The sequence below is a fragment of the Pseudomonas sp. MDT1-16 genome, assembly GCF_054898115.1.
The window spans coordinates 1,720,608-1,733,346 of record NZ_CM142717.1; the positions used below are offsets into that span (position 1 = coordinate 1,720,608).

Below are 12,739 nucleotides of genomic sequence, written 5' to 3' on the forward strand. Positions count from 1 at the left end.
CGTCATCAACGGCTGACACACCGCCTTCGCGAGCAAGCTTCGCTCCTACAAGGGTTCGGCTTATTTCCCTCAAAAGAGTTTTGAAAAGGAGTGACACCATGCTGGTGATGCGCCCCGCGCAAATGGCTGATCTGGGCGAGGTACAGCGTCTGGCTGCGGACAGCCCGATTGGTGTCACTTCCTTGCCGGATGACGTTGAACGCCTGAGCGACAAGATCGCAGCAAGCGAAGCCTCGTTCGCCGCCGAGGTCAGCTTCAACGGTGAAGAGAGCTATTTCTTCGTCCTCGAAGACACCGCCACCGGCAAACTGGTGGGCTGTTCGGCTATCGTTGCGTCGGCCGGTTATTCCGAGCCGTTCTACAGTTTTCGTAATGAAACCTTTGTGCACGCCTCTCGCGAGCTGAAGATTCATAACAAGATTCACGTGCTCTCCCAGTGCCACGACCTGACCGGCAACAGCTTGCTGACCAGTTTTTACGTGCAGCCTGAGCTGGTGGGTTCGGCCTGGTCGGAACTCAACTCCCGTGGTCGCTTGTTGTTCGTGGCCAGCCATCCGGAACGCTTTGCCGATTCGGTGGTGACCGAGATCGTCGGTTACAGCGATGAAAATGGCGACTCGCCGTTCTGGGATGCTATCGGCCGCAACTTCTTCGACCTCAACTATGCCGCTGCCGAGCGTCTGTGCGGTCTGAAGAGCCGGACGTTCCTGGCCGAGCTGATGCCGCATTACCCGATCTATGTGCCGCTGCTGCCGGACACCGCTCAAGAGGCGATGGGACAGGTGCACCCACGGGCGCAGATCACCTTCGACATCCTGATGCGCGAAGGCTTCGAGACCGATCATTACATCGATATTTTCGACGGCGGCCCGACCTTGCACGCCCGCGTCTCGGGGATCCGTTCGATCGCCCAGAGCCGTGTGGTCCCGGTGAAAATCGGCGAGCCGGTCAAAGGCGCCGGTCGTCAGTACCTGGTGGCCAACGCCCAGTTGCAGGATTACCGCGCCGTTTTGCTCGAGCTCGATTACGCGCCGGGCAAACCCGTGACCCTGGATCTTGAAGCGGCCGAAGCCCTGGGTGTCGGTGAAGGTGCCAGCGTGCGCCTGGTGGCGGTTTAACGCCTGCTGCCATGCCTGGAAAGAATGCCTGGAAAGAATCCTGGAAAGCAGCGAGTTTCACGGGTGGCGCAAGCGGCCCGTTTGAGGAGATAGCATGATCGTTCGTCCCGTACGCAGCAGCGATTTACCCGCTCTGATCGACCTGGCCCGCAGCACCGGCACCGGCCTGACCACGTTGCCGGCCAATGAAGAACGTCTGGCCCATCGGGTCGGCTGGGCCGAGAAGACCTTCCGCGGCGAAGCCGGGCGCGGTGATGCGGATTACCTGTTCGTGCTCGAAGACGACGACGGCCGTGTGGTGGGTATTTCCGCCATCGCCGGTGCCGTCGGTCTGCGTGAGCCTTGGTACAACTTCCGGGTTGGCCTGACCGTCAGCGCTTCCCAGGAACTGAACATCTACCGCGAAATCCCGACGCTGTTCCTGGCCAACGACCTGACCGGTAACTCCGAGCTGTGCTCGCTGTTCCTGCACGCCGACTACCGCACTGGCCTCAACGGCCGAATGCTGGCCAAGGCGCGGATGCTGTTCATCGCCGAGTTCCCGCAGCTGTTTGGCAACAAGATCATCGCCGAGATGCGCGGCATGTCTGACGAAGCGGGGCGTTCGCCGTTCTGGGAAAGCCTGGGCCGACACTTCTTCAAGATGGAATTCAGCCAGGCCGATTACCTGACCGGTGTGGGCAACAAGGCGTTCATCGCCGAATTGATGCCGAAATTTCCGTTGTACACCTGCTTCCTGTCGCCGGATGCGCGCAACGTGATCGGCCAGGTTCATCCGGACACCGAGCCGGCCCTGGCCATGCTCAAGAGCGAAGGCTTCAGCTATCAGGGCTACGTCGACATCTTCGACGCCGGTCCTGCGGTGGAGTGCGAAACCGGCAAGATCCGCGCAATTCGCGACAGCCAGGCGCTGGTGCTGGCCATCGGCACGCCGGGTGACGACGCCACACCGTTCCTCATTCATAACCGCAAACGCGATGACTGCCGGATCACTGCTGCTCCTGCACGTTTCGCCGCCGGCACGCTGGTGGTCGATCCGCTGACTGCCAAACGTCTTCAACTCAACGCCGGCGATCAAGTGCGCGCCGTTCCGTTGTCCGCTGCCAGGGAGTCGAAATAATGAATTCGCTATACATCGCAGGTGAATGGCTGGCCGGCCAGGGTGAAGCCTTCCAGTCGCTGAATCCGGTGAGCCAACAGGTGCTGTGGGCGGGCGAGGGCGCTACTGCCGCTCAGGTTGAATCGGCCGTGCAAGCCGCGCGCCAGGCGTTCCCGGGCTGGGCTCGTCGTACCCTGGAAGAACGCATTACAGTGCTGGAGGCGTTTGCCGCCGCGTTGAAAAATCACGCTGATGAACTGGCCCGCACCATTGGTGAGGAAACCGGCAAACCCCTGTGGGAAGCGGCGACCGAAGTCACCAGCATGGTCAACAAGATAGCGATCTCGGTGCAGAGCTACCGCGAACGTACCGGCGAGAAGAGCGGCCCATTGGGCGACGCCACCGCCGTGTTGCGCCACAAACCACACGGTGTGGTCGCGGTGTTCGGGCCTTACAACTTCCCTGGCCACTTGCCGAACGGCCACATTGTGCCGGCGCTGCTGGCCGGTAACAGTGTGCTGTTCAAACCAAGCGAACTGACGCCGAAAGTCGCTGAGCTGACGGTCAAGTGCTGGATCGAAGCCGGTCTGCCGGCAGGCGTGTTGAACCTGCTGCAAGGCGCTCGCGAGACCGGAATCGCCCTGGCGGCGAACCCGGGCATCGACGGTTTGTTCTTCACCGGTTCCAGCCGCACCGGCAATCATCTGCACCAGCAGTTTGCCGGTCGTCCGGACAAGATCCTCGCGCTGGAAATGGGCGGTAACAACCCGCTGGTCGTTGATCAGGTCGCAGACCTCGATGCCGCCGTTTACACCATCATCCAGTCGGCGTTCATTTCTGCCGGTCAGCGTTGCACGTGTGCCCGCCGTTTGCTGGTGCCGCAGGGCGCCTGGGGCGACACACTGCTGGCGCGTCTGGTGGCGGTCAGTTCGACGATTGAAGTTGGCGCGTTTGATCAGCAACCGGCACCGTTCATGGGCTCGGTGATTTCCCTTGGTGCTGCGAAAGCCCTGATGGATGCGCAAGAGCATCTGCTGGGCAACGGCGCCGTGGCGCTGCTGGAAATGACTCAACCACACGCTCAAGCCGCCTTGCTGACCCCAGGCATTCTGGACGTGACGGCCGTGGCTGATCGTCCTGATGAAGAGCTGTTCGGCCCGCTGCTGCAAGTGATCCGCTACGCTGATTTTGAAGCGGCGATCGCTGAAGCCAACGACACCGACTATGGCTTGGCGGCCGGTCTGCTGTCGGATTCCGAAGCACGTTATCAGCAGTTCTGGCTGGAAAGCCGTGCTGGCATCGTCAACTGGAACAAGCAGCTGACCGGTGCGGCAAGCAGCGCGCCATTCGGCGGTGTCGGCGCCTCGGGCAACCACCGAGCCAGCGCCTACTACGCGGCAGATTACTGCGCATACCCGGTGGCTTCGCTGGAAACGCCGAGCCTGACCTTGCCTGCCGCGCTAACCCCGGGCGTGAAGCTTTCGTAGGGATTATGTAGCAGCTGCCGAAGGCTGCGTTCGGCTGCGTAGCAGTCGTAAATCGGTATACCGGTGTTTCTGAATCAGAATCGTGGATACCACAATCGCGACTGCTTCGCAGCCGAACGCAGCCTGCGGCAGCTGCTACACAGTTCGCATTCCAGTCATTTTTACTGATGCCTATAACAACAGATTCTCGTGGAGCCTCGCTGATGAAATCCTATGAAGTCAATTTTGACGGTCTAGTGGGGCCGACCCATAACTACGGCGGCCTGTCCTACGGCAATGTCGCGTCCCAGAGCAACAGCCAGCAGTCTTCGAACCCGAAGGAAGCCGCGCTGCAAGGCCTGGCGAAAATGAAATCGCTGATGGAAATGGGCTTTCAGCAGGGCGTGCTGGCACCACAGGAGCGCCCGGACGTGGCAGCCTTGCGTCGCTTGGGTTTCAGCGGCACCGACGCTCAGGTGATCGAGCAAGCTGCCAAAGAAGCCATGCCGCTGCTGGTTGCCAGTTGCTCCGCATCGAGCATGTGGGTGGCCAACGCCGCCACCGTCAGCCCGAGCGCCGACACCGCGGATGGCCGGGTGCATTTCACTGCGGCCAACCTGAACTGCAAATATCACCGCAGCATCGAACACCCGACCACCAGTCGCGTGCTGGGGGCTATGTTCGCTGACCAGAAGCACTTCGCACACCACGCCGCATTGCCAGCCGTGGCGCAGTTCGGGGACGAAGGTGCAGCCAACCACACCCGTTTCTGCCGTGAGTACGGCGAAGCTGGCGTCGAGTTCTTCGTGTTCGGTCGCAGCGCGTTCGACACCCGTTACCCGGCACCGCAGAAATACCCGGCCCGCCAGACCCTCGAAGCCTCCCAGGCGGTTGTCCGCCTGCACGGCTTGAGCGATGACGGCGTGGTCTACGCCCAGCAGAACCCTTCGGTGATCGATCAGGGCGTGTTCCACAACGATGTGATCGCGGTGGGTAATGGCGAGGTGCTGTTCTATCACGAGGATGCGTTCCTCGACACCGAGCAGATGCTCGCTGAATTGCAAAGCAAACTCGCCAAAGTCGGTGGGAAATTTCAGTCGATCTGCGTACCTCGTTCCGCGGTAACTGTCGAAGACGCCGTTCGTTCCTACCTGTTCAATAGCCAACTGCTGTCGCGTCCTGACGGCTCGATGCTGTTGATCGTGCCGGAAGAATGCCGTGGCAACGCGCGTGTCTGGCAGTACCTGCAAGGTTTGACCAGCTCCGGCGGGCTGATTGGCGAAGTGAAAGTGTTCGATTTGAAGCAGAGCATGCAGAACGGCGGTGGCCCGGCTTGCCTGCGACTGCGCGTCGCGCTCAACGAAACCGAACTGGCGGCCGTCAACTCAGGGGTTATCATGACGGCACCGTTGTACGGCACGCTGACCGAATGGGTCGACAAGCACTACCGCGACCGCATGACCGAAAACGATCTCGCGGACCCGCAGTTGCTGCTTGAGTGCCGGACGGCACTGGATGAACTGACGCAAATCCTTAAACTGGGCGCGGTTTATCCATTCCAGATCAATTGAAAGTCGAGAGCGTAAAACATGAGCGATACCCTGCAGCTGATCCTTGAAGACACCGACGGCACGCAACTGGAAACTTCCTGCACCCGCGTCGCGGTCATGTGGCAAGGCAAAGAGCTGTGGATTCAGCAGGATGGCCGCGGCCAACTGCTGATCGGCGTGGACGTTGAAGAAGGTGACGCTGAGTACGCAAACCTGCTGCTGCGCCCATTGGCGACTAATCTGGTAAGTCTGCAACTGGAAATGGAACCGGCTGAAGTCGGTGACGAAGACCACGTGCACGGCCCGGATTGCGCACACGACCACTAAGGAAACCGCTCTATGCTCGCCCTCGGCAAACTGCTTGAACTGACCCTCGCCGGCCGCGAACCGGCGGAGAAGACTCAACTGACTGTCGAAGGCGTACGCATGCGCTGGTTGAGCGAGGGTGCGCTGGAAGTCCGGCCACCGCAAGCGAGCGACCAAGGCCTGGACCTGCTGCTATCGGCCGGCATCCACGGCAACGAAACAGCGCCGATCGAATTGCTCGATCGCCTGTTGCATGACATCGCCCGCGGCGACTTGAAACCGCGCGCACGTATTCTGTTCCTGTTCGGCAACCCGGAAGCGATTCGCAAAGGCGAGCGTTTCATCGAGCAGGACGTCAACCGGTTGTTCAACGGCCGTCACGAACAAAGCAGCGGCTCCGAAGCCCTGCGCGCTTGTGAACTGGAGCGGCTGGCGGCGAGCTTCTTCAGCTTGCCGGACCGTAATCGTCTGCACTACGACCTGCACACGGCCATTCGCGGTTCGAAAATCGAGCAGTTCGCACTGTATCCCTGGAAAGAAGGCCGTCAGCATTCACGCCTGGAACTGGCGCGACTGCGTGCAGCCGGCATGGAAGCGGTGCTGCTGCAGAACAAGCCGTCCATCGTTTTCAGTTCCTACACCTACGACAAGCTCGGTGCCGAGTCCTTTACCCTGGAGCTGGGCAAGGCGCGGCCATTCGGGCAGAACGACGGGGTCAACGTCGATCTGCTGGAAACCCGCCTCAAACAGATTATCGAAGGCAGCGAGCCGGCCCAGACCGAAGAGGCGCTGGACGGGTTGCAGCTGTTTAGTGTGGCGCGAGAAATCATCAAACACAGCGATAGCTTCCGTCTGAACCTGCCAGCGGACATCGAGAACTTTTCGGAGTTGGAAGTGGGCTATTTGCTGGCCGAAGACATCGCCCAAACCCGGTGGATCATAGAGGAGGAGGGTGCCCGGATCATCTTCCCGAACCCCAAGGTCAAAAACGGCCTGCGCGCCGGGATCCTGATTGTGCCGACCACCGACGAAAACCTGGCCTGACAGACACCGCAGCCTCAACATAAAACCCATGTGGGAGCGAGCAAGCTCGCTCCCACAGGTTTTGCTGTTTAGACGGCTACCGCACGCGGTTCGCTACGACGCAATGCACGCATCTTGTGCAGCGTATCCGCGCACGTCTTCGCTGCTTCCTGGCCTTTGTGCACGAAATGCTCGAAGAAGAACTTCTGATGTTCTTCGCCGGCATGGAAGTGGTGCGGGGTCAGGACTACCGAGAATACCGGCACTTCGGTTTCCAGTTGGACCTGCATCAGGCCGCTGATCACCGACTGGGCGACGAATTCGTGGCGGTAGATCCCGCCGTCGACCACCAGACCCGCCGCGACGATGCCGGCATAACGACCGGACTTGGCCAGCAGCTTGGCGTGCAGCGGAATTTCAAAGGCGCCGCCGACTTCGAAGAAGTCGATCTCCGACTCCTGATAACCCTGCGCAATCATTTCGACCACAAAGCCCTTACGGCTCTGATCGACGATTTCTTTGTGCCAGCAGGCCTGGATGAACGCAACGCGCTCGCCCTGATGGTTTTTACTTTTGCTATCGATTGCGGTGGGTTGCATGTTCTGACTCCTGTTTATGTAAAAAACAGGGCATATGAATCGAATGGGATTTAAGGGTACGCACGCTCGCACGAATGCCTGCGGACGGCCCTTTGGCGCCAATCCCGTTCTCTCTTCATCCGGACTATGACCGTCGGCCCCGGGATCACACCGGGTCTGCTGACCTTGCCGCCATCACAGCCATTGCCGTGCCTGTCGCCAAGCGCTCGCGGGCTATGCGCATTGCGCGCAATTACCGCCGGTGGGGAGTTGCACCCCGCCCTGAGAACGTTTTGCCGCCAGATTGTTTGGCGGCGAAGCGTTTTTAACACATATTTCTCACTTGTGCATCGCTGCTATTTGATGATTGCTAGCGATTTTTTCGTCGGTTCGGGAAGCCATTTCCTACTCAAGGGTTGATTATTCGTCGGCATGACCGCAGTAATTCGTTACTGAAAGGGATTTCCCCTGCAAACCGAGGCCAGATTCATGAGCGTTATCGATCTTCGCAGCGACACCGTCACCCAACCGACCGCAGGGATGCTTGACGCGATGGCCGCAGCCGCCACCGGTGATGACGTTTACGGTGAAGATCCGACGGTCAATCGTCTCGAAGCCGAACTTGCAGATCAGTTGGGTTTTGCGGCGGCGCTGTTTGTTCCGACGGGCACCATGAGCAATCTGCTGGGCTTGATGGCCCATTGCGAACGCGGTGACGAGTACATCGTCGGCCAGCAGGCTCACACTTATAAGTATGAAGGCGGTGGTGCAGCGGTGCTCGGTTCGATCCAGCCGCAGCCACTGGAAGTGCAGGCGGATGGTTCGCTGGACCTGGCGCACGTCGCGGCCGCGATCAAACCGGATGACTTCCACTTCGCCCGCACCCGTCTGCTGGCACTGGAAAACACCATGCAGGGCAAAGTCCTGCCGCTGGAGTATCTGGCCCGGGCCCGCAGTTTCACCCGTGAGCACGGGCTGGCGTTGCACCTTGACGGCGCGCGGCTGTACAACGCGGCGGTCAAGCTGGGTGTCGATGCTCGAGAGATCACCCAGTATTTCGATTCGGTCTCGGTCTGTCTGTCCAAGGGCCTGGGCGCGCCGATCGGTTCGGTGCTGTGCGGTTCGGCCGAGTTGATCGGCAAGGCACGGCGTTTGCGCAAGATGGTCGGCGGCGGTATGCGCCAGGCCGGAATTCTGGCGGCAGCCGGCTTGTATGCTTTGGAAAACAACGTTCGGCGCCTGGCCGACGACCACGCCAATGCCCAATGGCTGGCCGAAGGCCTGCGAGCCGCGGGTTACGAGGTCGAGCCGGTGCAGACCAACATGGTTTACGTGCAGATGGGCGGCAAGGCCGAGGCCATCAAGGCATTTGCCGCGGATCGCGGAATCAAGCTCAGCGCTGCCGGGCGCCTGCGAATGGTCACGCACATGGACATCAGTCGTGCGCAAATCGGGCAGGTCGTCACTACATTTGTCGACTTTTCTCGCAACTGACCGTGTTAGCGGTCCAATTGACTGTTTGTAACGTACAAACACACTGTACCTAGTCACTAACGCCGATATAATGCGGCCCTTTGCCGTCGCCTCGTCTGTTGACGTTTCGCACAGGCTTTTGGCCGCAGCCTCCGTGGAAGAACCTAATGAAAAGCGCAGAAATCCGTGAAGCCTTCCTTCGCTTCTTCGAAGAGCAAGGCCACACCCGTGTAGCCTCCAGCTCTTTGATTCCGGGCAACGACCCAACCCTGCTGTTCACTAACGCGGGGATGAACCAGTTCAAGGACTGCTTCCTGGGCCAGGAAAAGCGCGCGTACACCCGTGCAACAAGCAGCCAGAAATGCGTGCGCGCCGGTGGCAAGAACAGTGACTTGGAAAACGTCGGTTATACCGCTCGTCACCACACGTTTTTCGAAATGCTGGGTAACTTCAGCTTCGGCGATTATTTCAAGCACGACGCGATCACCTACGCCTGGACCTTCCTGACCGGTGTCCTGAAACTGCCCAAGGAAAAACTCTGGGTAACGGTCTATGCCTCGGATGACGAGGCCTATGACATCTGGACCAAAGAAATCGGTGTGCCGGTCGAGCGCATGATTCGCATCGGCGACAACAAGGGCGCGCCGTACGCGTCCGACAACTTCTGGACCATGGGCGATACCGGCCCGTGCGGCCCTTGCACCGAGATTTTCTACGATCACGGCGACCACATCTGGGGCGGCCCACCGGGTTCGCCGGAAGAAGATGGCGACCGTTACATCGAGATCTGGAACAACGTATTCATGCAGTTCAACCGTACCGCCGACGGCGTATTGCATCCGCTGCCAGCGCCGTCGGTAGACACCGGCATGGGTCTGGAGCGGATCAGTGCGGTGATGCAGCATGTTCACTCCAACTATGAAGTGGATCTGTTCAAGAACCTGCTGAGCGCTTCGGCCAAGGCGATTGGCTGCAGCAACGACGACCAGTCTTCGCTCAAGGTTGTCTCCGACCACATTCGTTCGTGCGGTTTCCTGATTGCCGACGGCGTATTGCCGTCCAACGAAGGCCGCGGCTATGTACTGCGCCGGATCATTCGTCGTGCGTGCCGTCACGGTAACAAGCTGGGCGCGACCGGTAGCTTCTTCTACAAGATCGTCGCGGCGCTGGTTGCCGAGATGGGCGAAGCGTTCCCGGAACTCAAGCAGCAACAGGCCAGTATCGAGCGCGTGCTCAAGGCCGAAGAAGAGCAGTTCTCCAAGACCCTGGAGCACGGCCTGAAGATTCTCGAGCAGGATCTGCTGGAACTTAAAGGCACCGTAGTGCCGGGCGACGTGGTGTTCAAACTGTATGACACCTACGGTTTCCCGATGGACTTGACCGCTGACATCGCTCGCGAACGCAACCTGACGGTCGACGAAGCCGGCTTCGAGCGCGAAATGGAAGCCCAGCGTGTGCGGGCGCGTTCGGCCAGCTCGTTCGGCCTGGACTACAACACGCTGGTCAAGGTTGACGTGGCGACCGAGTTCACCGGCTACAAGGCCACCAGCGGTTCGGCCAAAATTGTCGCTATCTATAAAGAGGGCCAGTCGGTCGACGTACTCAGTGAAGGTGAAGAGGGTGTGGTCGTTCTCAATCAGACCCCGTTCTATGCTGAGTCCGGCGGCCAGATCGGTGACTGCGGGTATCTGCAGGCCGGCAACAGCCGTTTCGACGTGCGCGATACCACCAAGACTGGCGGTGCGTTCCTGCATCACGGTGTGCTGGCGTCGGGCAGCCTGATGATTGGTGCGCCGGTGGAGACGCATGTTGATGCTGAAGTGCGTCACGCGACTTCGTTGAACCACTCGGCGACTCACTTGCTGCATGCGGCATTGCGTCAGGTGCTGGGCGAGCACGTTCAGCAGAAAGGCTCGTTGGTCGACAGTCAGCGGCTGCGCTTTGACTTCAGCCACTTCGAAGCCATCAAGCCTGAGCAGTTGAAGGCGCTGGAAGACATCGTCAACGCCGAGATTCGCAAGAACTCCGCCGTTGAAACCGAAGAAACCGATATCGAAACCGCCAAGCAGAAGGGCGCCATGGCGCTGTTCGGCGAGAAGTACGGCGACAGCGTGCGCGTACTGAGCATGGGCAGTGATTTCTCCGTCGAGCTGTGCGGTGGTATCCACGCCAGCCGTACCGGCGACATCGGTCTGCTGAAAATCATCAGCGAAGGCGGTGTGGCTTCCGGCGTGCGTCGTATCGAAGCGGTCACCGGCGCCGCGGCGCTGGCATACTTGAACGCTGCTGAAGAACAACTCAAGGAAGCGGCCAACCTGGTCAAGGGTAGCCGCGACAACCTGATCGACAAGCTGTCGGCTGTGCTGGAGCGCAACCGTCTGCTGGAAAAGCAACTCGAGCAGTTGCAGGCCAAGGCAGCCAGCGCAGCAGGCGACGATCTGTCGGCTTCCGCCCTGGACGTCAAAGGCGTGAAAGTGCTGGCCGTGCGTCTGGACGGTCAGGACGGCAAGGCGCTGCTGGCGCTGGTCGATCAACTGAAAAACAAACTCGGCCGCGCAGTGATCCTGCTCGGCAGTGTCCATGAGGAAAAGGTCGTTCTGGTTGCAGGCGTAACCAAAGACCTGACTGGCCAACTCAAAGCCGGTGATTTGATGAAGCAAGCCGCTGCAGCAGTGGGCGGGAAGGGCGGTGGTCGTCCAGACATGGCGCAGGGCGGTGGTGTAGACGCTGGCGCACTGGATGCGGCATTGGCCCTGACTGTTCCATTTGTAGAGCAGGGTTTATAAGGCAGTGTGTCCGGCCCGCAGTCTAGTGGCGGGCCTTAACGCTGTTTGAGTGATTATTTGGGCGCCCTTCATGGGCAGAGGCGGCTTTGAAATGGCTTTGATCGTACAGAAATTTGGAGGCACCTCGGTCGGCACTGTCGAGAGAATCGAGCAGGTCGCCGACAAGGTTAAGAAATTCCGCGAGGCCGGCGATGACCTGGTGGTTGTGCTGTCTGCAATGAGCGGCGAAACCAACCGTCTGATCGATCTGGCCAAGCAAATCAGTGGCGACGGCCAACCGGTTCCTCGTGAGCTGGATGTGATCGTCTCCACCGGTGAGCAGGTAACGATTGCGCTGTTGGCCATGGCGCTGATCAAGCGCGGCGTGCCAGCGGTGTCTTACACAGGCAGTCAGGTGCGGATTCTGACGGACAGCGCTCATAACAAAGCGCGTATCTTGCAGATTGATGAACAGAAGATTCGGGGTGACCTGAAGGCCGGTCGTGTGGTTGTTGTCGCCGGCTTCCAGGGCGTCGACGAACACGGCAACATTACTACCCTCGGTCGTGGCGGTTCCGACACCACGGGTGTGGCACTGGCGGCAGCCTTGAAGGCTGACGAATGCCAGATCTACACCGATGTCGACGGCGTCTACACCACCGACCCGCGTGTGGTGTCCGTGGCTCAGCGCCTGGACAAGATTACCTTCGAAGAGATGCTGGAAATGGCCAGCCTCGGTTCCAAGGTGTTGCAGATCCGTGCGGTGGAATTCGCCGGTAAGTACAACGTTCCGCTGCGCGTACTGCACAGCTTCAAGGAGGGTCCGGGCACCCTCATTACTATTGATGAAGAGGAAACCATGGAACAGCCGATCATTTCCGGCATCGCTTTCAACCGCGATGAAGCCAAGCTGACCATCCGTGGCGTGCCAGACACCCCGGGCGTTGCATTCAAGATTCTCGGCCCGATCAGTGCCGCGAACATCGAAGTGGATATGATCGTGCAGAATGTTGCGCACGATAACACCACCGACTTCACCTTCACCGTGCACCGCAATGACTTCCAGGCAGCGCAAACCGTGCTGGAAAACACCGCTCGCGAGATCGGTGCCCGTGAAGTCGTTGGCGATATCAAGATTGCCAAGGTGTCGATCGTCGGTGTGGGCATGCGCTCCCACGCAGGCGTGGCCAGCCGCATGTTCGAATCCCTGGCCAAGGAGAGCATCAACATCCAGATGATCTCGACTTCGGAGATCAAAGTCTCTGTAGTGATCGAAGAGAAGTACCTGGAACTGGCTGTGCGCGCTCTGCACACGGCTTTCGAACTGGACGCACCGGCCCGACAGGGCGAGTGATGCGTTT

General features: G+C 59.8%; 10 protein-coding genes and 1 riboswitch. Of the genes, 9 read left to right on the forward strand and 1 reads right to left on the reverse strand.

Going from position 1 to position 12,739, the window contains the following annotated elements; translation table 11 throughout:
* Positions 1-98: 98 nt before the first annotated feature.
* The 6 genes from aruF (at position 99) to astE (ending at position 6,583) form a co-directional block, all read left to right on the forward strand.
* Positions 99-1,118 carry an arginine/ornithine succinyltransferase subunit alpha gene (gene aruF / locus ACYZT3_RS07715; RefSeq protein ID WP_282375582.1) on the forward strand — a complete coding sequence of 340 codons (1,020 nt, stop codon included), beginning with the start codon at positions 99-101 and terminating at the stop codon, positions 1,116-1,118.
* A 94-nt stretch (positions 1,119-1,212) separates the two neighbouring features.
* Positions 1,213-2,238: an arginine N-succinyltransferase gene (astA, locus tag ACYZT3_RS07720; protein WP_461969345.1), complete on the forward strand. Its 1,026-nt coding sequence runs from the start codon at positions 1,213-1,215 to the stop codon at positions 2,236-2,238.
* Positions 2,235-3,704: a succinylglutamate-semialdehyde dehydrogenase gene (astD, locus tag ACYZT3_RS07725; protein ID WP_462032348.1), complete on the forward strand. Its 1,470-nt coding sequence runs from the start codon at positions 2,235-2,237 to the stop codon at positions 3,702-3,704. The genes astA and astD overlap by 4 nt, the downstream gene beginning before the upstream one ends.
* 203 nt (positions 3,705-3,907) lie before the next feature.
* Positions 3,908-5,254, forward strand: coding sequence for an N-succinylarginine dihydrolase (astB, locus tag ACYZT3_RS07730; RefSeq protein WP_282375585.1), 1,347 nt, complete (start codon positions 3,908-3,910; stop codon positions 5,252-5,254).
* Positions 5,255-5,272: 18 nt separating this feature from the next.
* A complete protein-coding gene (locus tag ACYZT3_RS07735) occupies positions 5,273-5,560 on the forward strand; it encodes a hypothetical protein (protein WP_033056735.1) in 288 nt (95 codons plus the stop codon).
* Between the two features lie 12 nt (positions 5,561-5,572).
* Positions 5,573-6,583 (forward strand): succinylglutamate desuccinylase, encoded by a 1,011-nt coding sequence (gene astE, locus ACYZT3_RS07740; protein ID WP_462031817.1) that lies wholly within the window; start codon positions 5,573-5,575, stop codon positions 6,581-6,583.
* 68 nt (positions 6,584-6,651) lie between these two features.
* Here the strand turns inward: astE and ACYZT3_RS07745 are convergent, their stop codons facing one another.
* Complete coding sequence (locus ACYZT3_RS07745; RefSeq protein WP_462031818.1) at positions 6,652-7,161, reverse strand: 6,7-dimethyl-8-ribityllumazine synthase; 510 nt, start codon at positions 7,159-7,161, stop codon at positions 6,652-6,654.
* Positions 7,162-7,263: 102 nt separating this feature from the next.
* Positions 7,264-7,434, reverse strand: a riboswitch (FMN riboswitch).
* A 195-nt stretch (positions 7,435-7,629) separates the two neighbouring features.
* On the opposite strand from ACYZT3_RS07745, the gene ltaE reads away from it, so the two are divergent.
* The 3 genes from ltaE (at position 7,630) to ACYZT3_RS07760 (ending at position 12,732) form a co-directional block, all read left to right on the forward strand.
* The gene (gene ltaE / locus ACYZT3_RS07750; protein WP_462031819.1) at positions 7,630-8,634 is read left to right on the forward strand and encodes a low-specificity L-threonine aldolase; all 1,005 of its coding nucleotides are present in this window, start codon (positions 7,630-7,632) and stop codon (positions 8,632-8,634) included.
* Positions 8,635-8,780: 146 nt separating this feature from the next.
* Positions 8,781-11,399 (forward strand): alanine--tRNA ligase, encoded by a 2,619-nt coding sequence (gene alaS, locus ACYZT3_RS07755; protein WP_282375595.1) that lies wholly within the window; start codon positions 8,781-8,783, stop codon positions 11,397-11,399.
* A gap of 91 nt (positions 11,400-11,490) precedes the next feature.
* Complete coding sequence (locus ACYZT3_RS07760; protein WP_129437628.1) at positions 11,491-12,732, forward strand: aspartate kinase; 1,242 nt, start codon at positions 11,491-11,493, stop codon at positions 12,730-12,732.
* Positions 12,733-12,739: the final 7 nt, after the last annotated feature.

Bases quoted from the DNA above. Each gene is read 5' to 3' on its own strand.
- ACYZT3_RS07745 (WP_462031818.1), bottom strand. From the start codon at position 7,161: ATGCAACCCACCGCAATCGATAGCAAAAGTAAAAACCATCAGGGCGAG.
- ltaE (WP_462031819.1), top strand. From the start codon at position 7,630: ATGAGCGTTATCGATCTTCGCAGCGACACCGTCACCCAACCGACCGCA.
- aruF (WP_282375582.1), top strand. From the start codon at position 99: ATGCTGGTGATGCGCCCCGCGCAAATGGCTGATCTGGGCGAGGTACAG.
- alaS (WP_282375595.1), top strand. From the start codon at position 8,781: ATGAAAAGCGCAGAAATCCGTGAAGCCTTCCTTCGCTTCTTCGAAGAG.
- astB (WP_282375585.1), top strand. From the start codon at position 3,908: ATGAAATCCTATGAAGTCAATTTTGACGGTCTAGTGGGGCCGACCCAT.
- astA (WP_461969345.1), top strand. From the start codon at position 1,213: ATGATCGTTCGTCCCGTACGCAGCAGCGATTTACCCGCTCTGATCGAC.
- ACYZT3_RS07760 (WP_129437628.1), top strand. From the start codon at position 11,491: ATGGCTTTGATCGTACAGAAATTTGGAGGCACCTCGGTCGGCACTGTC.
- astE (WP_462031817.1), top strand. From the start codon at position 5,573: ATGCTCGCCCTCGGCAAACTGCTTGAACTGACCCTCGCCGGCCGCGAA.
- ACYZT3_RS07735 (WP_033056735.1), top strand. From the start codon at position 5,273: ATGAGCGATACCCTGCAGCTGATCCTTGAAGACACCGACGGCACGCAA.